This is a genomic window from uncultured Bradyrhizobium sp. (assembly GCF_964252615.1).
In the GTDB taxonomy this organism is placed as follows: domain Bacteria; phylum Pseudomonadota; class Alphaproteobacteria; order Rhizobiales; family Xanthobacteraceae; genus Bradyrhizobium.
On the sequence record NZ_CAXUNQ010000012.1, the window covers coordinates 31778 to 52334 of the forward strand.

A 20557-nucleotide genomic window follows, 5' to 3' on the forward strand; every position below is an offset into this window, starting at 1 on the left:
AATGACAAGAAAATGCTGGATGCGTTCACGTCCCTCACCTCACCGGTACGGCGCGTCGAGCTCGATCGCTTTCGCGATCTCGCGCTCCCAGCGGTCGCCGTTGGCGAGCAGTTTCGCCTTGTCATAATACAGTTCCTCGCGGGTCTCGGTCGCGAATTCGAAATTCGGCCCCTCGACGATGGCATCGACCGGACAGGCCTCCTGGCACAGTCCGCAATAGATGCACTTCACCATGTCGATATCGTAACGCACGGTGCGGCGGGTGCCGTCATTGCGGCGCGGACCCGCCTCGATGGTGATCGCCTGCGCCGGACAAACCGCCTCGCACAGCTTGCAGGCGATGCAGCGCTCCTCGCCGTTGGGATAACGGCGCAGCGCGTGCTCCCCGCGGAAGCGCGGGCTGATCGGATTCTTCTCGAACGGATAATTCAGCGTCGGCTTCGGCTTGAAGAAATAGCGCATGGCGAGAAAGAACGCCGAGACGAATTCCGACAGCAGCAGCGATCGGGCCGTTGCGTTGACATTGAACCTCATGACGACCTCATTTCGGCGCGAGCCCCGAAAATTGCAGCACGGCGGCGACGATCACCACCATCGCCAGCGACAGCGGCAGGAATACCTTCCATCCCAGCCGCATCAACTGGTCGTAGCGGTAGCGCGGCACGACCGCCTTCGCCATCGCAAACAGGAAGAACATGAAAAATACCTTGAGCACGAACCAGATCACCCCGGGCACCCAGGTGAACGGCGCATAGGGAACCGGTGGCAGCCAGCCGCCGAGGAACATGATGGCGCCCATCGCGCACATGGTGGTGATGGCGACGTACTCGCCGAGCATGAACAACAGATACGGCGTCGAGCCGTATTCGACCATGAACCCGGCCACCAGCTCGGATTCCGCTTCGACCAGATCGAATGGCGGCCGGTTGGTCTCCGCCAGCGCCGAGACGTAGAAGATCACGAACATCGGGAACAGCGGCAGCCAGTACCACCCGAGCAACCCGAATCGGGTGTTCTGCGCCTCGACCACGGCCGAAAGGTTCAGCGAGCCGGCACAGAGCAGCACCGTGATGATGACAAAGCCGATGGAGACTTCGTAGGACACCATCTGCGCGGCGGAACGAAGGGCAGCCAGGAACGGGTATTTTGAATTCGACGACCAGCCGGCCATGATGATGCCGTAGATCGACAGCGACGAGATCGCGAAAATGTAGAGCACGCCGACATTGATGTCGGCGATCACCCAGCCGAGATCCATCGGGATCACCGCCCACGCCGCCAGCGCCAGCACGCAACTGACCAGCGGCGCCAGCAGGAACACGCCCTTGTTGGCGCCGGAAGGAATGATCGGCTCCTTCAGCACGAACTTCAGCAGGTCTGCGAAGGATTGCAGCAGTCCCCACGGTCCGACCACGTTGGGACCGCGGCGGATCTGCACCGCGGCCCAGATCTTGCGGTCCGCCAGCAGGATATAGGCAATCGCGATCAGCAGCACGACGAGCAGCAGCACGCTCTGCGCGATCATGACGATCAGCGGCCAGAAAAAGCCGGTCCAGAACGAACTTGCGAACAAATCAGCCATCAGGTCACGCTCACTCCGCTGCCGTCAGCATCTGGCCCGACGCGAGCCGGGAGCATTCCGCCATCACCGCCGATGCCCGCGCGATCGGGTTGGTCAGGTAGAAATCCTCGACCGCGGACCTGAACGGCGTCTTCTCGGCGCTGCCGCCCCTGCGCGCCAGCGCCTCGATGTCCGCCGGGCGCCCGGGCTCGATCTGGTCGATGCGCATCAGATGCGGCACCGCCTTGAACATCGCCTGCCGCAGCGCGCTCAAGGAGTCATACGGCAGCTTCCTGCCCACAGCATCCGACAGCGCGCGGATGATGGCCCAGTCCTCGCGCGCGTCGCCGGGCGGAAATGCGGCGCGATTGGCCATCTGCACCCGGCCCTCGGTGTTGACGTAGATGCCGGATTTTTCGGTATAGGCGGCGCCGGGCAGGATCACGTCGGCGCGATGCGCGCCGCGGTCGCCGTGGGTGCCGATATAGACCACGAAGGCGCCGTCGGGCGGCGTGATTTCGTCGGCGCCGAGCGAGAACAGCACGTCGAGCGCGCCCGGCGCCGTCATCTGCGAGGCGCTCAGGCCGCCCTGCGCGGGCGCAAATCCGATATCCAGCGCGCCGACGCTGGAAGCCGCGTCGTGCAGCACGCCAAAGCCGTTCCAGCCATCCTTGACCGCGCCGAATTCGAGCGCGAGCTTTGCCGCAAGCGCCAGCAGAGCCGCGCCGTCGTGCCGGGCCGCGGCGCCCGCGCCAATCAGCATGATCGGATGCGTCGCGCCCTTCAGCACCTCGGCAAAGGAATGGTTTCCCGCCGCCAGGTCGTTGAGGGAGTCGGTGCCGCCGCCGATATGGTCATAGGTATAGGTCAGATCGGCCTTGTCGCCGATCACGCCGATCCTGAGCTGCCCCGTGCGCCAGCGCTTGCGGATGCGTGCGTTGAGAACCGCGGCTTCCCGGCGCGGGTTCGATCCCACGATCAGCAATGCGTCGGCCTGTTCGATGCCGGCAATGGTCGGGTTGAAAATCCAGGATGCGCGGCCGGCCGTGACGTCGAACCCACCGCCGCCCTGGACCGCCAGATTGGCCGAACCGAGCTTGGCCAATAAATCCTTCAGCGCAAACATCTCCTCGACTGCGGCGAGATCGCCGGCAATCGCGCCGATCCGCCTGGCGTCGGAGCGGGCAATCTTCGCCGCAACGGCTGCAAACGCTTCCGGCCACGACGCCGCGCGCAACTGGCCATTGTCGCGAATATAGGGCCGGTCGAGCCGCTGCGTGCGCAGGCCATCGACGATGTGGCGGGTCTTGTCGGAAATCCATTCCTCGTTCACGGCCTCATTGACGCGCGGCAGGATGCGCATCACCTCGCGGCCCCGGGTATCGATGCGGATCGCCGAGCCGACCGCATCCATGACGTCGATCGATTGGGTCTTGCCGAGTTCCCACGGCCGCGCCGCGAACGCATAAGGTTTCGAGGTCAGCGCGCCCACCGGGCAGATATCGACCAGGTTGCCCTGCAATTCCGAGGTCAGGGCCGACTCCAGATACGTGGTGATCTCCATGTCCTCGCCGCGCCCGGTCGCGCCCATTTCGGGCACGCCGCACACTTCGGACGCGAAGCGGACGCAGCGCGTGCACTGGATGCAGCGGTTCATCGAGGTCTTCACCAGAACGCCGAGATATTTGTCCTCGACGGCGCGCTTGTTCTCAGCGAAGCGGCTGGTGTCGACGCCGTAGCCCATCGCCTGGTCCTGCAGATCGCACTCGCCGCCCTGGTCGCAAATCGGGCAATCCAGCGGATGGTTGATCAGCAGAAATTCCATCACGCCCTCGCGGGCCTTCTTCACCATCGGCGAACGCGTCGAGATTTCCGGCGGTTCGCCGTTGGGACCGGGACGGCAGTCGCGCACGCCCCAGGCGCAGCTCGCGACCGGCTTCGGGCCTCCCTTGATCTCGACCAGGCACATCCGGCAATTGCCGGCGATCGACAGCCGCTCATGATAGCAGAACCGCGGGATTTCCGCGCCCGCGGCCTCGCAGGCCTGCAGCAGCGTGTATTCCGCGGGCACCTCGATCTCTTCGCCGTCGATGATGAGTCTGGTCATTCTCTCAGGTCTTTCCCGGCGTGCAATCCGGAGGGATTATGCCGGCAGTTTTCATGGATGCCTTGACCCATTGCTGGGTATCGTCGCCATAGGTCGCAAGGTACGCCGGCTCGGCCTTGTGCTTGTCGCACAGGAACGGCAGATGCACCTTCAGATCGTAATCGCACGACGCCTGCCATTCACGCTTGTCGGCAAAGGCGGTGAAGGCTTCCTCGCAGGCGTAGAGCAGATACGACACAAAGCTTTCATATTGGGTCTGCTGATCGCGACCGCCATTCCTGATCGCGTCGTAGTCCGGCGCCGCGAATTTCGGATTCTTGAACGCCAGGTCGGTATATCCCAAAAACGCCTGCCGCGCGCTAGCAGCGCGGTTGTTGGACCGGATTTCGTTGATCTGCAACAGGACCGCAATGAAGCCGAGCAGCGCTACGCTGGCCTGCGCCATCTGCGCCAGGGTTCCGTATTTCTGCCACCAGAAAACGCGCGGTTGCGACATCGTCATCGAAATCCCATGCGCTACGCCGCCAGTTCTGAAGCCGGGGGGTTTCGTTTTCCAGCGTCGGGCTGGCGGCACACCTTGGTGATCATCTGCTGAAGCGCGTCACTATGGTGCTTGAAATCTTCCGCACGGAACTGATCGCTCAGCAGGAATTCCCGATGCACGGCGATATGTCCAAGCAGCGTGTTTGTCCAAGCCTTTGTCAGGGCCGTGCACTGGATCACTTCGTCGGCGGCCCACAACATGCACCCGACATACCAGCTATATTGCTCGAGATTCCGCGAATCCCTGGAAATCGCCTGGAAATCGGATTTCGAATATTGCGGATGATCGAATGCGAGTTTCATATAGTCGCGAAAAATCTCATACGCCGATGCCTCCCGCTGCACCTTTCTGTTGGCGCGCAGTTGCGCGATGGCCACGACACCGGCAATCAACGCCACGCAGGACGTTACGACGGCGGCCCAGCCATTGGCGATCTGAGCAATATCTACCGCTGACATGATTTACTCCGCCGCGACCATATGCGCGGGATCGAGAATGCCGGCATCGTCCACGTCCGCTTTCCGCGAATACTCATCGATGCGGGCTTCGATCTCGTGACGGAAATGCGTGATCAAGCCCTGGATCGGCCACGCCGCAGCGTCGCCGAGCGCGCAGATGGTGTGGCCCTCGACCTGCTTCGTCACTTCCATCAGCATGTCGATCTCGCGCTTGTGGGCGCGGCCTTCGGCCATACGGGTCAGCACCCGCCACATCCATCCGGTTCCCTCGCGGCACGGCGTGCACTGGCCGCAGCTCTCGTGCTTGTAGAAATAGGAAATGCGCGCGATGGCGCGGATCAAATCGGTGGATTTGTCCATCACGATCACGGCGGCGGTGCCGAGGCCGGAGCGCAGCTTGCCGAGGCTGTCGAAATCCATCGGCGTGTCGATGATCTGATCGGCCGGCACCATGCGAACCGAGGAGCCGCCGGGGATCACGGCCTTGAGATTGTCCCAGCCGCCGCGGATGCCGCCGCAATGGCGCTCGATCAGTTCGCGGAACGGAATGCCCATGGCTTCTTCGACGTTGCAGGGCCGCTCGACATGACCGGAGATGCAGAACAGTTTGGTGCCGACATTGTTGGGCCGGCCGATGGCGGCGAACCACGCCGCTCCGCGCCGCAGGATATCGGGCGCCACCGCGATCGATTCCACATTGTTGACCGTTGTCGGACAGCCGTAGAGACCGACATTGGCCGGAAACGGCGGCTTCAGCCGCGGCATTCCCTTCTTGCCTTCGAGGCTTTCCAGCAACGCGGTCTCTTCGCCGCAGATATAGGCGCCGGCGCCGTGGGTGACGTAAATGTCGAACGGCCAGCCGTTGATATTGTCCTTGCCGACCAGCTTTGCCTCGTAGGCCTGGTCGACCGCGGCTTGCAGATGCTCGCGCTCCCGGATGAATTCGCCGCGCACATAGATATAGCAGGCGTGCGCCCCCATCGCGAAGCTCGCAATCAGGCAGCCCTCGACCAGCAGGTGCGGATCGTGCCGCATGATCTCGCGATCCTTGCAGGTGCCGGGCTCGGACTCGTCGGCATTTACCACCAGATAGCTCGGTCGGCCGTCGGTGGATTGCTTCGGCATGAACGACCATTTCAGTCCGGTCGGAAATCCCGCCCCGCCGCGGCCGCGCAGGCCCGACGCCTTCATCTCGTTGATGATCCAGTCGCGGCCCTTGTCGATGATCGCCTTGGTGCCGTCCCAGGCGCCGCGGCGGCGCGCGCCCTCCAGCCCCCAGTCCTCGAGGCCGTAGAGATTGCGGAAGATGCGGTCCTTGTCGTCGAGCATGACGTGAAGCCTTCCGGTCAGCGATTGGTTTGCGAGTAAGCGAGCCCGGCGGCGCAGCCCGCGAACACGATCGCCCACAACAGGCTGGATTCAAGCGTCGCGCTCAGGCCATAGCGCTGCAGCAGGAAAATGAATGCCGCCGCCGCCGCCGCGTGAAGCAGAATGTAGCGCCAGTTTTTAGGCATCGCTGCGCCGCTCCTCCTGGTGTCGCCACCGCTCATGGCGGATCCTTGCGGGTCGCGTCGTCGCCCGGCGGTTTCGGCGCAGGCCGCTCGTGCACGTTGGCCGCTGCCCCCGGCTTCTTGGATTCGGCGTCGGTCAGCACCGGCCCTTTCGGCGCCCCCGCGGTATTTTTTGCTTCGCTACCGCCGTTCGTCAGTGTCGTCGGCCCGCCCTCCGGCGCCGAGAACTGCCGGCCGTTCTGCGGTCCCGGTTTCGGCGGCTTGCCGGCGGCAAAACCATCCAGCACCTTGGCAAAACTCTCTTCGGTCAGGTCTTCGTAGGTGTCGTTCCAGATCAGCACCATCGGCGCATTGACGCAGGCGCCGAGGCATTCGACCTCTTCCCAGCTGAAGTTCCCGTCCTCGGACAGATGGAACGGGTCGTGATGAATTCGCTGCCGGCACGCCTCGATCAGGTGTTCGGCGCCGCGCAACCGGCATGGCGTTGTGCCGCAGACCTGGATATGGGCCTTCCTGCCCACCGGCTGGAGCTGGAACATCGTATAGAAAGTCGCAATTTCCAGCGCCCGGATGTAGGGCATTTCCAGCAGATCGGCGACTGCGCGGATCGCCGCTTCCGAAACCCAGCCGTCGTGCTGTTCCTGCGCGCGCCACAGAATCGGGATCACCGCGGACGCCTGCCGGCCCGGCGGAAATTTTGCGATCTGCTGCTTCGTCCAAGCGAGGTTTTCCGCGGTGAACATGAAGTTCGCGGGCTGTTGGTGCTTTGGTGCCAGGCGGCGGACGGACATTGTCGTTCGGTCTCTCTAGTAAGCGCGGCGCGTGGCGCTGGCATTCAGGCTGTGAACCCGGCTTTCCCAGAATGCGCTGGCGGTGCCGAGCACGTTGTAACCGACATGGCTCGACACCTTGATCCGATCCAGAATCGACAGCTCGGTCACGGTTTCAAACCGGCCGCTGCGCGGATCGTAAACGATGAGTTTCAACGGCGTCTGTTCGAGGATGTAGCGCGAAACCGAGTGGTGGGGATCGTTGCCATGTTCCTCGCACAGGATAACGGAGTCGCCCTGCAGCAGCCGTGTGCCGCCCTTGATCGCCTCGATTTCGACGCCCTCGACGTCGAGCTTGATCAGGTATTTTCCGTCCGCAGAAATCTTGCCGTCGTCAAGCAGGTCGTCGAGCGCGATCACCGGCACTTCCTCGCCGCCTGCGCTCGCGTCGCCGGCAATGCTGAAGGCCTCGTGCTTGGTGCCCGACAGCCGCGCGGTACCACGCGCCGTACCGATGGCGCATTTCATCGCCTCGAACCGGCCGCCGTTGATTTTGGCGTTGTTGGCCAGTTTGGTGAAATTTTGCGAGGACGGCTCGATCGCGATCGCCCGGTGCGAACCATAGGGCGCGCTGGAAACCAGCACCGACCAGTAGCCGTAATTCGCGCCGCAATCGAGCAGCGTGTAATCGACATCGGCGGAATCGCGAAACAGCAGTTCCAGCTCATCTTCGTAGGAGAAGGAGCGATTGAGCAGCTTGCTCCAGTAGCCGTCGCCATAGGGAAACTCGAACACGGCATCGGGATTGAGCTTGATGGCGATATCGCGCTCGGGCAGCGTCTTGCGCAACAGATTGGCGCAGCCATTGTAGCCGCGATGCGAAAACTTCGACGCCACTTTCGAACCCGCCGCCAGCGCCAGCGCGGCGACGCGTTCCCACGGGTTGGCGCCCACGAGCACGCCGGAGGCGCGGTCAAACTGGATCGGCGGCTGCGTGGAAATCACCGATCCACCTCGGGCATGATCGCGTCCAATCGATTGCAGGTCATCGTCGTGTGTTTTCCTCGGCCCCAATATGTCAAACACAACATCGCATCGCGCTTGTTACGCCAGACGTCGTAGTTCATGCCGGCATCGGCGGTTCTGGCCGGAAGCGTGAATTCATGGCTCCATCCGTTCGCCTTTAATTTTTCAGCGCACGGTCCGGGATCGAATTCAACTTCGCTGCACTGGTCCGGATTGGGCCCGGCCGCTGCCGTTCCGCTCAACAGCGCGATTGCTCCTCCGGCCGCGAGGCGTTTCAATTTCACCGGTCGACCTCTCCGAACACGATGTCGAGCGAGCCGAGAATCGCGGAGACGTCGGCCAAGAGGTGCCCCTTGCAGATGAAATCCATCGCCTGCAGATGCGCAAAGCCGGGCGAGCGGATTTTGCATTTGTACGGCTTGTTGCTGCCGTCGGCGACCAGAAAGACGCCAAACTCGCCCTTCGGCGCCTCGACCGCGACATAGACCTCACCGGCGGGCACGTGAAAACCCTCGGTGTAGAGCTTGAAGTGGTGGATCAGCGCTTCCATCGAGCGTTTCATCTCGCCGCGGCGCGGCGGAACGATCTTGTTGTCTTCGACCACGACCGGCCCCTGCTCGTCCGGCGCCCGCAGTTTTTCGATGCACTGCTTCATGATGCGCACCGACTGGCGCATCTCTTCCATGCGGATGCAGTAGCGGTCGTAGCAGTCGCCGTTCTTGCCGACCGGAATGTCAAAATCCATCTCGGCATAGCAGTCGTAGGGCTGCGCCTTGCGTAAATCCCATGCCGCCCCGGAGCCGCGCACCATCACGCCGGAAAAGCCCCATTCCCAGGCTTGCGCAAGGGTAACCACGCCGATATCGACGTTGCGCTGCTTGAAGATGCGATTTCCGGTCAGCAGGGTTTCGAGATCGTCCACCACTTGCAGAAACGGATCGCACCAGGCGTAGATGTCGTCGATCAGTTTTGGCGGCAGGTCCTGATGCACGCCGCCCGGGCGGTAATAATTGGCGTGCATGCGGCTGCCCGAGGCGCGCTCATAAAACACCATCAGCTTTTCGCGCTCCTCGAATCCCCACAGCGGCGGCGTCAGCGCGCCGACGTCCATGGCCTGCGTGGTGACGTTGAGCAGATGCGACAGGATGCGGCTGATCTCGTGATACAGCACGCGGATCAGTTGGCCGCGGCGGGGCACGGCGATGCCCAGAAGCTTTTCGATGGCGAGACAGAATGCGTGTTCCTGGGTGAGCGGCGCGACATAATCGAGCCGGTCGAAATACGGGATCGCCTGCAGATAGGTTTTGTGCTCGATCAGCTTCTCGGTGCCGCGATGCAACAGGCCGATATGCGGATCGACCCGGGCGACGACTTCGCCGTCCAGCTCCAGTACCAGTCTCAGCACGCCGTGCGCGGCCGGATGCTGTGGACCGAAATTGATGGTGAAGTTGCGCAGGTTGTGTTCGCCACTCGCCATTCGCTATCCGCCGCTTCTCTTCTCATCGCCCGGCAGAATCCGGTAATCCGCGCCTTCCCAGGGAGAGAGGAAATCGAATTTGCGGTATTCCTGGTTGAGCCTCACCGGCTCGTTGACGACGCGCTTCTCCTGGTCGTCATAGCGGACCTCGACAAAGCCGGTCAGCGGAAAATCCTTGCGCAAGGGATGGCCGTCAAAGCCGTAGTCCGTAAGGATTCTGCGCATGTCGGGATGGCCAGTGAAGATCACGCCGTAGAGGTCGTAGCACTCGCGCTCGAACCAGTCGGCGCCGGGAAATATCTCGATGATCGACGGCACCTGCGTGGTCTCGGACGCTTCGGCGCGCAGCCGGATGCGCTGGTTCAGCGTCGGCGACAGCAACAGATAGACGATGTCGAAGCGCTTTTCGCGGCCGGGATAATCCACCGCGGTGACGTCGATGAAGCTGACAAAGCGGCAGCCGGGGTCGTCGCGCAGGAAGCGCACGACGTTGACGATCTTCGACGCCTCGACCGTTACGGTGAGCTGATCGAACGCGACGGAATGACCGGTTACGGCGCCCGGCAGCCCGGCCTCTATGGACGCCCCGAGCCCGGCAAGATCAGTCATGACCGCCCCTCGAACTCGCGCATCTTCTTTTCATGCCGTTCGATCCGGGCCTCAAACGCACCCGTCACGAGTTTGCCCGGTAAACTATCGCCCGTAAGCGCATGACGAAATGTGAGAACAGCCTCGTCCATTTTCTGGAGTCTAGTTTCAATCCTGTCAAATCGGCCGTCGACCGCCAAGAAACGATCTTTTGTTTCCGCGCGCATCTCCTGCAACACAGGAAGGATCATGTCCGCCGGTTCAACCATACGATCCTCCAGTCTCAGCGTTCGATCGTGCCGGTGCGGCGGATCTTCTTCTGCAGCAGCATCACGCCGTACAGCAGCGCTTCCGCGGTCGGCGGGCAGCCCGGCACATAGATGTCGACCGGCACGATGCGGTCGCAGCCGCGCACCACCGAATAGGAGTAATGATAGTAGCCGCCGCCATTGGCACATGAACCCATCGAAATGACGTAGCGCGGCTCCGGCATCTGGTCGTAGACCTTGCGCAGCGCCGGCGCCATCTTGTTGGTCAGCGTGCCCGCCACGATCATCACGTCGGACTGCCGTGGCGAGGCGCGCGGGGCAAAGCCGAAGCGCTCGGCATCGTAACGCGGCATCGACATCTGCATCATCTCAACCGCGCAGCAGGCAAGCCCGAAGGTCATCCACATCAGCGAGCCGGTGCGCGCCCAGGTGATCAGGTCATCGGTGGCGGTGACGAAAAAACCCTTGTCCGAAAGTTCGTGGTTGACCTCGAGGAAATAGGAGTCGCGCTCGCCGACCGGCCGGCCGGTGGACGGATCGAGAATACCGGTCGCGGCCGGGGCCACGAGCGGCTGCGCGCCTACCGGATGCCGCGAGGGCGTTGGTTGACCTGAGCTGGAAACCGGACTCAATCCCATTCGAGCGCACCCTTCTTCCATTCATAGGCGAAGCCGACGGTGAGAACGCCGAGGAATACGATCATCGACCAGAAGCCGGTCGCTCCCAGCTTCCCGAACGCCACTGCCCACGGAAACAGGAACGCCACCTCGAGGTCGAAAATGATGAACAGGATCGCCACCAGATAGAACCGCACATCGAACTTCATGCGGGCATCGTCAAAAGCGTTGAACCCGCATTCATAGGCCGACAGCTTTTCCGGATCGGGCTGCCGGAACGCGACGATGAAGGGCGCAATCAGCAAGACCGCGCCAATAACGGCTGCGATGCCGATAAACACCACGAGTGGAAGGTAATTTTGCAAGATGCCGTTCATCGGCGATGCCTTTTCAGCGACTTTTCGCGTCCGCAGATTCGCTAGATTGGAATTGTTCTGAGGCTTAGCGCAGCGCAACAAGAGGCGCAAGACAAGCTATTTTGAGGGGTTGTTTCAGCCCCGGAGGGTGGAACAGGGCGGTCGGGTGCATCGGTTGCCGGTCGAGCTTGCTCGGTCCTGATTTATACAGGCCGTGGCGCGGAAGGAGCCCGGCAAAGGCGGAGCAGCCCGGCGAAGGCAGCCCGGCCGCGCGATGCAGGATGTTAAGATTGACGCGCAGGCTAACGGCAAGCTGTAGTTGCGCACAGCGGAGGTCGAAATATCCAGAGCAGGAAAGCGCGCCGACACCAGGCACCAGGTGCTTGAAAGACTGGCGCGAGAGACGGGACTCGAACCCGCGGCCTCCGCCGTGACAGGGCGGCGCTCTAACCAACTGAGCTACTCCCGCGGATGCCGATCTATCCGCACAGGGGTCAGGACTTAAAGGCGGGACCTTTCCAAGTCAAGGTTGTTGCAAATCCCCTTAGCCCACGGGCGTTTTTGCACCGTCGATGCAAATAATCCCCTGTTTACCGGTGAAACAGCATAGGCAGCGCCCCCCCGAATCGTTTAAGGCCTGCTATGTCTTAGGTTCCTAAGCCATCAACAACGAGGAGGGCCAATTATGGCGAAGAAAGCAGCGACCCCGACCACCGTCACGCTCAAGCATCTCGCAGCAGCACTGTCGGAAGAGCATGAGTTGTCGAAGAAGAGCTCGGAAGCCATTCTGAACGACCTGGTCGGCCGGATCACCAAGCACCTGAAGAAGGGCGAGCGCATCCGCATCGTCGGCCTCGGCATTCTCCAGGTGCGCAAGCGCGCCGCCCGCATGGGCCGCAATCCCGCCACCGGAGAAGCGATTCACATCAAGGCCAGCAAGAAGGTCGCGTTCCGCGCCGCCAAGGAGCTGAAAGAAGCCGTCTGATAGACAAATTTCCGATCGCGACATTGCGTCATTCCGGGGTACCGCTTAGGTAGCTCCGGAGTGACGTACGTTTTTATGCGGTGATTTGACTGTGGCCTCAGCTCTGACGTTCACCCACACCGTCACCGAGCGTTTCCTGCGCTACGCGGTCATCGACACCCAGTCGGATCCCGCCTCGCCCACCTGCCCCTCCACCGAAAAACAGAAAGACCTCGGCGCCCTGCTCGTCAAGGAGTTGCGCGAGATGGGGATCGGCGACGCGCATCTCGACGCCCATGGCTACGTCTATGCGACGATTCCCCCCAATACCGGCAAGCGCGTCCCCGTCATCTGCTTCTGCGCGCACATGGACACCTCGCCGGATTGCACCGGCAGGGACGTGCGGCCGCAAATCGTGCAGAATTACCGCGGCGGCGACATCGTGCTGCCGGCCGACCCCACGCAGGTGATCCGCGTCGCCGACAATCCCGCACTGAAAAGTCAGATCGGCAACAATATCGTGACCACCGATGGCACCACCCTGCTCGGCGCCGACAACAAGGCCGGGGTCGCCGAAATCATGGATGCGGCGCAGTTTCTGCTTCACAATCCGCAGCTGAAGCACGGCGCCATCAAGATCCTGTTCACCCCCGATGAAGAGATCGGCAGGGGCGTCGACCGGGTTGACCTGAAAAAGCTCGGCGCCGATTTCGCCTATACGATCGACGGGGAAACCGCCGGAAATATCGAGGACGAGACCTTCTCCGCGGACGGCGTCACGATCGTGATTGAAGGCGTCAGCACCCATCCCGGCTTTGCCAAGGGCAGGATGGAGCACGCCATCAAGATCGCAGCGGCCATCGTCGAGCGCCTTCCGAAACACACCTGTTCGCCGGAAACCACGGAAGGCAAGCAGGGCTTTTTGCACCCGATCGCCCTGTCCGGCACGCTGGAGAAAGCAACGCTGAGCCTGATCGTGCGCGATTTCACCGACGAGGGCTTGCAGGAGAAGGAAGCCCTGCTGGAAAACATCGTCAAGGACGTGATGAAGTGCTTTCCGCGTTCATCCTACCGGATGGACGTCAAGCAGCAGTACCGCAACATGAAGCAGGTGATCGATCGTCACCCCGAGATCATCGACCATGCCATGGAAGCCATCCGCCGCGCCGGGCTCACGCCCGTCAAAACCAGCATCCGCGGCGGCACCGACGGCTCGCGGTTGTCCTTCATGGGCCTGCCCTGCCCCAACATCTTCGCCGGCGAACACGCATTCCACTCGCGCACCGAATGGGTGAGTGTGCAGGACATGGAGGCCGCGGTGCGGGCGATTGTGCATCTCGCGATGGTCTGTGAAGAGCGTGCGTAAGGCGGCTAGCCAAGCCGAAGCTCGTGAGAAGCGAAGGCTGGTAGGCGGTGACGGATTCGAACCGCCGACCCTCTCGGTGTAAACGAGATGCTCTAACCAGCTGAGCTAACCGCCCTCAGCCTTCTGTTTAGCGCCGCTGTGACCCATCGTGCAAGCCGCACATGGAGATGTAGCGGGTCCATAAAAAAGCGGCGCCCGAAGGGCGCCGCCGTTGTGATTGATCTCTGACCGTTCAATGCGCCGTCAGGCCGCCCGCCGCCTCGTCGGCGGCGTCGGGCTTCACCGGCACCTTGGTGTCCTCTTCCCAGACGATCGGCACCGGCGGCCGTACCAGGGCCTTTGAGACCACGTCGTCGAGACGTGCGACCGGAATGATGGTCATGCCGCCCTTGATCGCATCGGAAATCTCCGTGAGATCCTTGGCGTTGTCCTCCGGGATCAGCACCGTCTTGATGCCGCCGCGCGCGGCAGCCAGCAGCTTCTCCTTCAAGCCGCCGATCGGCAGCACCCGTCCGCGCAGCGTGATCTCGCCGGTCATGGCAACATCGTGCCTAACCGGGATACCGGTCATGATCGAGACGATCGCGGTCGCCATCGCGACGCCCGCCGACGGTCCGTCCTTCGGAGTAGCACCCTCCGGGACGTGGACGTGGATGTCGCGCCTGTCGAACAGCGGCGGCTCGATGCCGAAGCCGACCGCGCGCGAGCGCACGTAGGACGCCGCCGCCGAAATCGACTCCTTCATCACGTCGCGCAGATTACCGGTGACCGTCATCTTGCCCTTGCCGGGCATCATGACGCCTTCGATCGTGAGCAACTCGCCGCCGACATCGGTCCACGCCAGCCCCGTGACGATCCCGACCTGATCGTCGGTCTCGATCTCGCCATAGCGGTACTTCGGGACGCCGAGGAACTCTTCCAGCGACTGCGCCGTCACCTTGACCGATTTCTTCTTGGAAATCATCAGCTCCTTCACCGCCTTGCGCGCGAGTGTCGAAAGCTCACGTTCGAGGTTACGCACGCCGGCTTCGCGGGTGTAACGCCGGATCATCAGCAACAAAGCGTCGTCGTCGATCGACCATTCCTTGGAATCGAGACCGTGCTTGGCGATCGCGTTCGGGATGAGATGCTTGCGGGCGATCTCGACCTTCTCGTTCTCAGTATAGCCGGCGATCCGGATGATCTCCATGCGGTCCATCAGCGGGCCCGGAATATTCAACGTATTCGCGGTCGTGATGAACATCACGTTGGAAAGATCGTAGTCGACTTCCAGATAGTGATCGTTGAACGTCGAGTTCTGCTCGGGATCCAGAACCTCGAGCAAAGCCGACGACGGATCGCCACGGAAATCGGCGCCCATCTTGTCGATCTCGTCCAGGAGGAACAGCGGGTTGGAGGTTTTCGCCTTCCGCATCGACTGGATGATTTTGCCGGGCATCGAACCGATATAGGTGCGCCGGTGGCCGCGGATCTCGGCCTCGTCGCGCACGCCGCCCAGCGACACCCGTACGAACTCCCGGCCGGTCGCCTTTGCGATCGACTTGCCAAGCGAGGTCTTGCCGACGCCGGGAGGACCGACCAGACACAGGATCGGGCCGGTCAGCTTGTTGGCGCGCGACTGCACGGCGAGATATTCGACGATGCGGTCCTTGACCTTCTCCAGCCCGTAGTGATCGTCGTCCAGCGTCGTTTGCGCTGCGACCAGATCCTTCTTGACCTTGGACTTCTTGTTCCACGGAATCGACAGCAACCAGTCGAGATAGTTGCGCACGACGGTGGCTTCCGCGGACATCGGCGACATCTGGCGCAGCTTCTTCAGTTCGTGCTGCGCCTTCTCCCGGGCTTCCTTGGACAGCCTGGTCTTAGCAATCTTCTCTTCCAGATCCGCGAGCTCGTCGCGGCCTTCGTCGTCGCCGAGCTCCTTCTGGATCGCCTTCATCTGCTCGTTGAGATAATATTCGCGCTGGGTCTTCTCCATCTGGCGCTTGACGCGCGAGCGGATCCGCTTTTCAACCTGCAGCACAGAGATCTCGCTCTCCATCAGGCCGAGCACCTTCTCCAGGCGCGCAGTGACGGACAGCGTTTCCAGGATCGCCTGCCGATCGGCGATCTTGACTGCAAGATGCGCGGCGACGGCGTCGCTGAGTTCGGCGAAGTCGGTCTTGGCTTGAACCACTCCGACCACTTCGGCCGAGATCTTCTTGTTCAGCTTCACATAGCTTTCGAAATCCGACACGACGGAGCGCGCGAGCGCTTCCGCTTCGACCGAGGTCGCGTCGGTGTCGGCGAGCGCCACCGCTGTGGCCTCGTAATAGTCGGTGCGGGGGGAATATTTTTCGACTTTCGCACGCTCAAGGCCTTCCACCAGCACCTTGACGGTGCCGTCGGGCAATTTCAGCAGTTGCAGCACGCTGGCCAGCGTGCCGATTTCATAGATCGACTCCGGGCTCGGATCGTCGTCCGACGCGTTCTTCTGCGTGGCGAGCATGATCAGCGCGTCGTTCTTCATGACCTCTTCGAGGGCGCGGATCGATTTCTCGCGGCCTACGAACAGCGGCACGATCATGTGCGGAAACACGACAATGTCGCGAAGCGGCAGTACCGGATACGAGTGGCTTTCGCCGGGAACGATAGATGGCCGCGATTTGGGGGTAGTCATGGCCTGGTCCTTTTGTTGTGCCCCCTTGCACGCAGCCCGCAATTCCGCGCAACCGCCACAAGGTGCCGAGAGTATCCGGCTCGTTCGGCCGTGTCGGGCTCCACTCATCCGGATCGTTTGCCGGCGAATCTTGATAGGAATTCATCGCCGACAGCATTAGGTGGCTATCGGGCATGGGGGTGTCAAGTCACCAAAAAAGCCCATGAATCCGATACAACGCGATCCTGCACGCCTCCCAGGGAGAGGTAGTCGAGTCTGCTTTCAGGCCCAATCATCAAGCTCTAGGCGCTGGCGCTGCTCTCGGCGGTACGGTCTGAACGATCGGCGTAAATATAGAGCGGGCGCGCGGTCCCCTCCACCACTTCACGCGAGATCACGACTTCTTCGACGCCCTCCAGGCCCGGAAGGTCGAACATCGTTTCGAGCAGGATGCTTTCGAGGATGGAACGCAGGCCTCGCGCGCCGGTCTTGCGCTCGATAGCCCTGCGCGCGACCGCCCCGAGCGCCTCGTCGGCGAACGTCAGTTCGATGTTCTCCATCTCGAACAGCCGCTGATACTGCTTCACCAGCGCATTCTTCGGATCGGTCAGGATCTTCTTCAGCGAAGCTTCATCGAGATCCTCGAGCGTGGCCACCACCGGAAGGCGTCCGACGAATTCCGGAATCAGGCCGTACTTCAGCAGATCTTCGGGCTCGACATGGCGGAAGATTTCGCCGGTGCGGCGATCTTCAGGCGCCAGCACCTGCGCGGCAAAGCCGATCGAGGTGGAACGGCCGCGTGCGGAGATGATCTTCTCCAGGCCGGAGAACGCGCCGCCGCAGATGAAGAGGATGTTGGTGGTGTCGACCTGCAGGAACTCCTGCTGCGGATGCTTGCGACCGCCCTGCGGCGGCACGCTCGCGACCGTTCCTTCCATGATCTTCAACAGCGCCTGCTGCACGCCCTCGCCCGACACGTCCCGCGTGATCGAGGGATTGTCGGACTTGCGCGAAATCTTGTCGATTTCGTCGATGTAGACGATACCGCGCTGGGCACGCTCGACATTGTAGTCGGCGGACTGCAGCAGCTTCAGGATGATGTTTTCGACGTCCTCGCCGACGTAGCCTGCTTCGGTCAGCGTCGTCGCATCCGCCATGGTGAACGGCACGTCGAGAATACGCGCCAGCGTCTGCGCCAGCAGCGTCTTGCCCGATCCGGTCGGCCCGATCAGCAGGATGTTCGACTTCGCGAGCTCGACGTCGTTATGCTTGGTCTGGTGATTGAGACGCTTGTAGTGATTGTGGACCGCGACCGAGAGCACTTTCTTGGCGTGGCTCTGTCCGATCACATAATCGTCCAGCACCTTGCAGATTTCCTTCGGTGTCGGAATCCCGTCGCGCGACTTCACGAGTGAGGACTTGTTCTCCTCGCGAATGATGTCCATGCACAGTTCGACGCACTCATCGCAGATGAATACGGTTGGTCCCGCAATCAGCTTGCGGACTTCATGCTGGCTCTTGCCGCAGAACGAGCAATACAGCGTGTTCTTCGAGTCGCTCGTGCCAACCTTACTCATTCTCGTCTCCGTCCGCAGTTCGATCTCGTACGCTCGATCGCCCCATTCCGGAACTTGCCGGTAATACGTGTAGATAGAGCAAAATCCGTACCAGAAAAGACCCCGTTCTCTATGTGCCGCCCGAATCGCGGCTAACTCGAATCTCCCGATATAGTACCCAGCCGGACTTAGCGAACCATGGTGCCAGCCGACTATCAAGAATTCGCTAATCGTCGGAAGGCCCGATATCGTGACAATAGCGTGATTTGCCGCCGATGTGCGAGCCAGATAGCGAAATCAGCCCAGCGTTGCGCGATTGCCACGCCGCTTCAAGAGCACGAAAGCGGAACTTTCGCGGGGTTCGGCGGGCATAACCGTCCCTGCGACGTCGCCATTGCTGCAAAATCCGGGTTCCGCGGCTGTCGTGACCGACTTACCGCCGGTTACGGTGTTTTGGCGGTCGGCTCTTCGGAACGCTTGTCGATGACCTTGTCGACGATGCCGAAGTCGCGGGCCATTTCCGCCGTGAGGAACTTGTCGCGTTCCAGCGCATCCTCGATCGCCTTATAGGTCTGGCCGGTGTGTTTCACGTAAATTTCGTTCAGCCGTTTCTTCAGGTTCAGGATTTCCTGCGCATGGAGCATGATATCGGTGGCCTGGCCTTGAAAGCCGCCGGAGGGCTGGTGCACCATGATGCGCGAATTCGGCAGCGAAAACCGCATATCCTTGTGGCCCGCGGCGAGCAGCAGCGACCCCATCGATGCGGCCTGACCCGTGCACAGCGTGGAAACCGGCGGCCGGATAAACTGCATGGTGTCGTAGATTGCCAGCCCCGACGTCACCACGCCGCCCGGCGAGTTGATGTACATCGAGATTTCCTTCTTCGGATTCTCGGCTTCGAGAAACAGCAGCTGCGCCACCGTCAGGGTCGCCATGCCATCTTCGACCGTACCGGTGACGAAGATGATGCGCTCTTTCAGCAAGCGCGAAAAAATGTCGTAGGCCCTTTCGCCGCGGTTGGTCTGCTCAACCACCATCGGCACGAGGTTCATGTAGGTTTCCACCGGATCGCGCATTAGTCACCCTAGGGTTGGAGGCGAACATCCACCGGCACGCTGGAACGGAGTCGAATTGCCCGGTGCGGACGAATGTCGTGTGATGCAGACTTAACAGAGCGTACAGATATGGGCCAATCGAGCGCTAACAAGGCCACGACGGTCTCGTGCCGGATTGGCCCCGTTGAAGCCGATTCGCCGAAGCTGGCATAGCGGCGCATAGCGGCGCCGGCCCGCTTTCAGTCCTTCCCCTCGACGTCCATGACGCGCTCAGGCGGCAGATTTCTCCGCGTCATCATCCCTGTAGAGATCTTCCCGCGTCACCTTCTTTTCGGTCACGGTGGCGAGTTCGAGGATGAAATCGACGACCTTGTCCTCGTAGATCGGGGCGCGAAGCTGGGCCAACGCATTTGCGTTCTTTTGATAGTACTCCCAGACCTCCTTTTCGCGGCCCGGCATCGACCGCGCACGTTCGATCACCGCCCGGCTGACTTCGTCGTCCGTGACCGTGATCTTGTTCTTTTCGCCGATTTCGGAGAGCACAAGGCCCAGCCGGACGCGGCGGTCGGCGATTTTGCGGTACTCTTCCCTGGCGGCTTCTTCCGTGGTTTCCTCGTCGGCAAAGGTCTTGCCGCCGGATTCCATCTCGGCCCGAATCGAATTCCACATCAGGTTGAACTCCTCATCGACCAGCGATGGCGGCGCTTCGAAGCGATGGGCCTCGTCGAGACGATCCAGCAGCATGCGCTTGACGCGCTGCCGGGTGGCACCGGCGAACTCCGCAGTCAGCCGCCCGCGCGCGGCTTCTTTCAGCTTGTCGAGCGACTCCAGACCGAGGGTTTTGGCGAACGCGTCGTCGATCGCGGTGTCCTGCGGCGCTTCGACCAGGGTAGCGGTGGTTTCGAACTCCGCCGGCTTTCCGGCAAGTTCGAGGTTGGTATAGTTCTTCGGAAATGTAACATTCAGCGTGCGCGTTTCACCGGCCGCCATGCCGAGCAGTTGCTCCTCAAAGCCCGGGATGAAGGTGTTGGAGCCGATCACGACCTGAATATCTTCGCCGGTGCCGCCATCGAACGGCGTGCCGCCCATGGAGCCCTTGAAGGAAACCGTGACCCTGTCGCCGTTTTCGGCCTTCGCCCCGCTGTCCCTCGCGGCGTAGCCGCGGTTCTGGTCGGCGATGCGTTTGATGGCCTGATCGACATCGGCATCGGTGACGTCGGCGACCGGCTTTTCGACGTTAAAACCCTTGAAGTCGGCGAGTTGGATCACCGGCACGACTTCGATGGAAACAGTGTAGGTAAGGTCGGATTTGCCGGTGAGGATATCCTCGACCGCCTTTTCTTCCGTGGGCATGGTGACCTTCGGCTCGGTCGCAAGGCGGAAGCCGCGTTCGGTGAATAGCTTCGTATTGGTGTCGCGGATCGTCTGCTCCACGGTTTCAGCCATCACCGAGCGGCCATAGACTTTCTTGAGATGGCTGACCGGAACCTTGCCCGGACGGAAGCCGTTGAGGCGGACTTTGTCCTTGAGATCGACCAGGCGGGCGTCGGCCTTGGCGTCGAGGTCCGAGGCCGGAACGCTGATCTGGAATTCGTGTTTCAATCCCTCGGCGAGGGTTTCAGTGACTTGCATGGCGTTGGTCTTCTTCCCAGGCTTGGTCCGGCTCGACGGCCGGGGTCGGTGTCAATCTGTTC

General features: G+C 61.7%; 21 protein-coding genes and 2 tRNA genes. 2 read left to right on the top strand and 21 right to left on the bottom strand.

Annotation, left to right across the window (positions count from 1 at the left end; translation table 11 throughout):
• Nucleotides 1-39: 39 nt before the first annotated feature.
• The 16 genes from nuoI to ACFE72_RS09385 form a co-directional block, all read right to left on the bottom strand.
• Nucleotides 40-534 carry an NADH-quinone oxidoreductase subunit NuoI gene (nuoI, locus tag ACFE72_RS09310; RefSeq protein ID WP_375412799.1) on the bottom strand — a complete coding sequence of 165 codons (495 nt, stop codon included), beginning with the start codon at nucleotides 532-534 and terminating at the stop codon, nucleotides 40-42.
• A gap of 7 nt (nucleotides 535-541) precedes the next feature.
• On the bottom strand, nucleotides 542-1582 hold the full coding sequence (nuoH, locus tag ACFE72_RS09315; RefSeq protein WP_375412800.1) for an NADH-quinone oxidoreductase subunit NuoH: 1041 nt from the start codon (nucleotides 1580-1582) through the stop codon (nucleotides 542-544).
• 10 nt (nucleotides 1583-1592) lie between these two features.
• The gene (gene nuoG, locus ACFE72_RS09320; RefSeq protein ID WP_375412801.1) at nucleotides 1593-3668 is read right to left on the bottom strand and encodes an NADH-quinone oxidoreductase subunit NuoG; all 2076 of its coding nucleotides are present in this window, start codon (nucleotides 3666-3668) and stop codon (nucleotides 1593-1595) included.
• A gap of 4 nt (nucleotides 3669-3672) precedes the next feature.
• Nucleotides 3673-4164 (bottom strand): hypothetical protein, encoded by a 492-nt coding sequence (locus ACFE72_RS09325; protein ID WP_375412802.1) that lies wholly within the window; start codon nucleotides 4162-4164, stop codon nucleotides 3673-3675.
• A 20-nt stretch (nucleotides 4165-4184) separates the two neighbouring features.
• Nucleotides 4185-4670 carry a hypothetical protein gene (locus ACFE72_RS09330; protein ID WP_375412803.1) on the bottom strand — a complete coding sequence of 162 codons (486 nt, stop codon included), beginning with the start codon at nucleotides 4668-4670 and terminating at the stop codon, nucleotides 4185-4187.
• 3 nt (nucleotides 4671-4673) lie between these two features.
• Nucleotides 4674-5999, bottom strand: coding sequence for an NADH-quinone oxidoreductase subunit NuoF (gene nuoF / locus ACFE72_RS09335; protein WP_375412804.1), 1326 nt, complete (start codon nucleotides 5997-5999; stop codon nucleotides 4674-4676).
• Between the two features lie 17 nt (nucleotides 6000-6016).
• Nucleotides 6017-6220 (bottom strand): hypothetical protein, encoded by a 204-nt coding sequence (locus ACFE72_RS09340; RefSeq protein ID WP_375412805.1) that lies wholly within the window; start codon nucleotides 6218-6220, stop codon nucleotides 6017-6019.
• Nucleotides 6217-6972 carry an NADH-quinone oxidoreductase subunit NuoE gene (gene nuoE / locus ACFE72_RS09345; RefSeq protein WP_375412806.1) on the bottom strand — a complete coding sequence of 252 codons (756 nt, stop codon included), beginning with the start codon at nucleotides 6970-6972 and terminating at the stop codon, nucleotides 6217-6219. The genes ACFE72_RS09340 and nuoE overlap by 4 nt, the downstream gene beginning before the upstream one ends.
• 15 nt (nucleotides 6973-6987) lie before the next feature.
• The gene (locus tag ACFE72_RS09350) at nucleotides 6988-7953 is read right to left on the bottom strand and encodes an FkbM family methyltransferase (protein ID WP_375412862.1); all 966 of its coding nucleotides are present in this window, start codon (nucleotides 7951-7953) and stop codon (nucleotides 6988-6990) included.
• Entirely contained in the window at nucleotides 7953-8261 is a 309-nt protein-coding gene (locus tag ACFE72_RS09355) for a hypothetical protein (RefSeq protein ID WP_375412807.1), read from the bottom strand. Before ACFE72_RS09355 ends, ACFE72_RS09350 begins: the two co-directional genes overlap by 1 nt.
• The gene (locus ACFE72_RS09360; RefSeq protein ID WP_375412808.1) at nucleotides 8258-9454 is read right to left on the bottom strand and encodes an NADH-quinone oxidoreductase subunit D; all 1197 of its coding nucleotides are present in this window, start codon (nucleotides 9452-9454) and stop codon (nucleotides 8258-8260) included. The genes ACFE72_RS09355 and ACFE72_RS09360 overlap by 4 nt, the downstream gene beginning before the upstream one ends.
• A gap of 3 nt (nucleotides 9455-9457) precedes the next feature.
• Nucleotides 9458-10063: an NADH-quinone oxidoreductase subunit C gene (locus tag ACFE72_RS09365; protein ID WP_375412809.1), complete on the bottom strand. Its 606-nt coding sequence runs from the start codon at nucleotides 10061-10063 to the stop codon at nucleotides 9458-9460.
• The gene (locus ACFE72_RS09370) at nucleotides 10060-10311 is read right to left on the bottom strand and encodes a hypothetical protein (protein WP_375412810.1); all 252 of its coding nucleotides are present in this window, start codon (nucleotides 10309-10311) and stop codon (nucleotides 10060-10062) included. Before ACFE72_RS09370 ends, ACFE72_RS09365 begins: the two co-directional genes overlap by 4 nt.
• A gap of 14 nt (nucleotides 10312-10325) precedes the next feature.
• Nucleotides 10326-10949 carry a NuoB/complex I 20 kDa subunit family protein gene (locus tag ACFE72_RS09375; protein ID WP_375412811.1) on the bottom strand — a complete coding sequence of 208 codons (624 nt, stop codon included), beginning with the start codon at nucleotides 10947-10949 and terminating at the stop codon, nucleotides 10326-10328.
• Nucleotides 10940-11305 (bottom strand): NADH-quinone oxidoreductase subunit A, encoded by a 366-nt coding sequence (locus ACFE72_RS09380; protein ID WP_375412812.1) that lies wholly within the window; start codon nucleotides 11303-11305, stop codon nucleotides 10940-10942. Before ACFE72_RS09380 ends, ACFE72_RS09375 begins: the two co-directional genes overlap by 10 nt.
• A gap of 371 nt (nucleotides 11306-11676) precedes the next feature.
• Nucleotides 11677-11753 (bottom strand) — tRNA-Asp (locus ACFE72_RS09385).
• Nucleotides 11754-11969: 216 nt separating this feature from the next.
• Here ACFE72_RS09385 and ACFE72_RS09390 point away from each other — a divergent pair.
• Nucleotides 11970-12269: an HU family DNA-binding protein gene (locus tag ACFE72_RS09390; protein ID WP_375412813.1), complete on the top strand. Its 300-nt coding sequence runs from the start codon at nucleotides 11970-11972 to the stop codon at nucleotides 12267-12269.
• Between the two features lie 91 nt (nucleotides 12270-12360).
• Nucleotides 12361-13614: a peptidase T gene (pepT, locus tag ACFE72_RS09395; protein ID WP_375412814.1), complete on the top strand. Its 1254-nt coding sequence runs from the start codon at nucleotides 12361-12363 to the stop codon at nucleotides 13612-13614.
• A gap of 38 nt (nucleotides 13615-13652) precedes the next feature.
• On the opposite strand, the gene ACFE72_RS09400 is transcribed toward pepT, so the two are convergent.
• The 5 genes from ACFE72_RS09400 to tig all read right to left on the bottom strand — a co-directional run bounded on the left by ACFE72_RS09400 (nucleotide 13653) and on the right by tig (nucleotide 20495).
• A tRNA-Val gene (locus tag ACFE72_RS09400) sits at nucleotides 13653-13729 on the bottom strand.
• A 117-nt stretch (nucleotides 13730-13846) separates the two neighbouring features.
• Nucleotides 13847-16273, bottom strand: coding sequence for an endopeptidase La (lon, locus tag ACFE72_RS09405; protein ID WP_375412815.1), 2427 nt, complete (start codon nucleotides 16271-16273; stop codon nucleotides 13847-13849).
• Nucleotides 16274-16554: 281 nt separating this feature from the next.
• Nucleotides 16555-17829: an ATP-dependent Clp protease ATP-binding subunit ClpX gene (gene clpX, locus ACFE72_RS09410; protein ID WP_375412816.1), complete on the bottom strand. Its 1275-nt coding sequence runs from the start codon at nucleotides 17827-17829 to the stop codon at nucleotides 16555-16557.
• Nucleotides 17830-18251: 422 nt separating this feature from the next.
• The gene (locus ACFE72_RS09415; protein ID WP_375412817.1) at nucleotides 18252-18884 is read right to left on the bottom strand and encodes an ATP-dependent Clp protease proteolytic subunit; all 633 of its coding nucleotides are present in this window, start codon (nucleotides 18882-18884) and stop codon (nucleotides 18252-18254) included.
• A 249-nt stretch (nucleotides 18885-19133) separates the two neighbouring features.
• Entirely contained in the window at nucleotides 19134-20495 is a 1362-nt protein-coding gene (gene tig / locus ACFE72_RS09420) for a trigger factor (RefSeq protein WP_375412818.1), read from the bottom strand.
• Nucleotides 20496-20557: the final 62 nt, after the last annotated feature.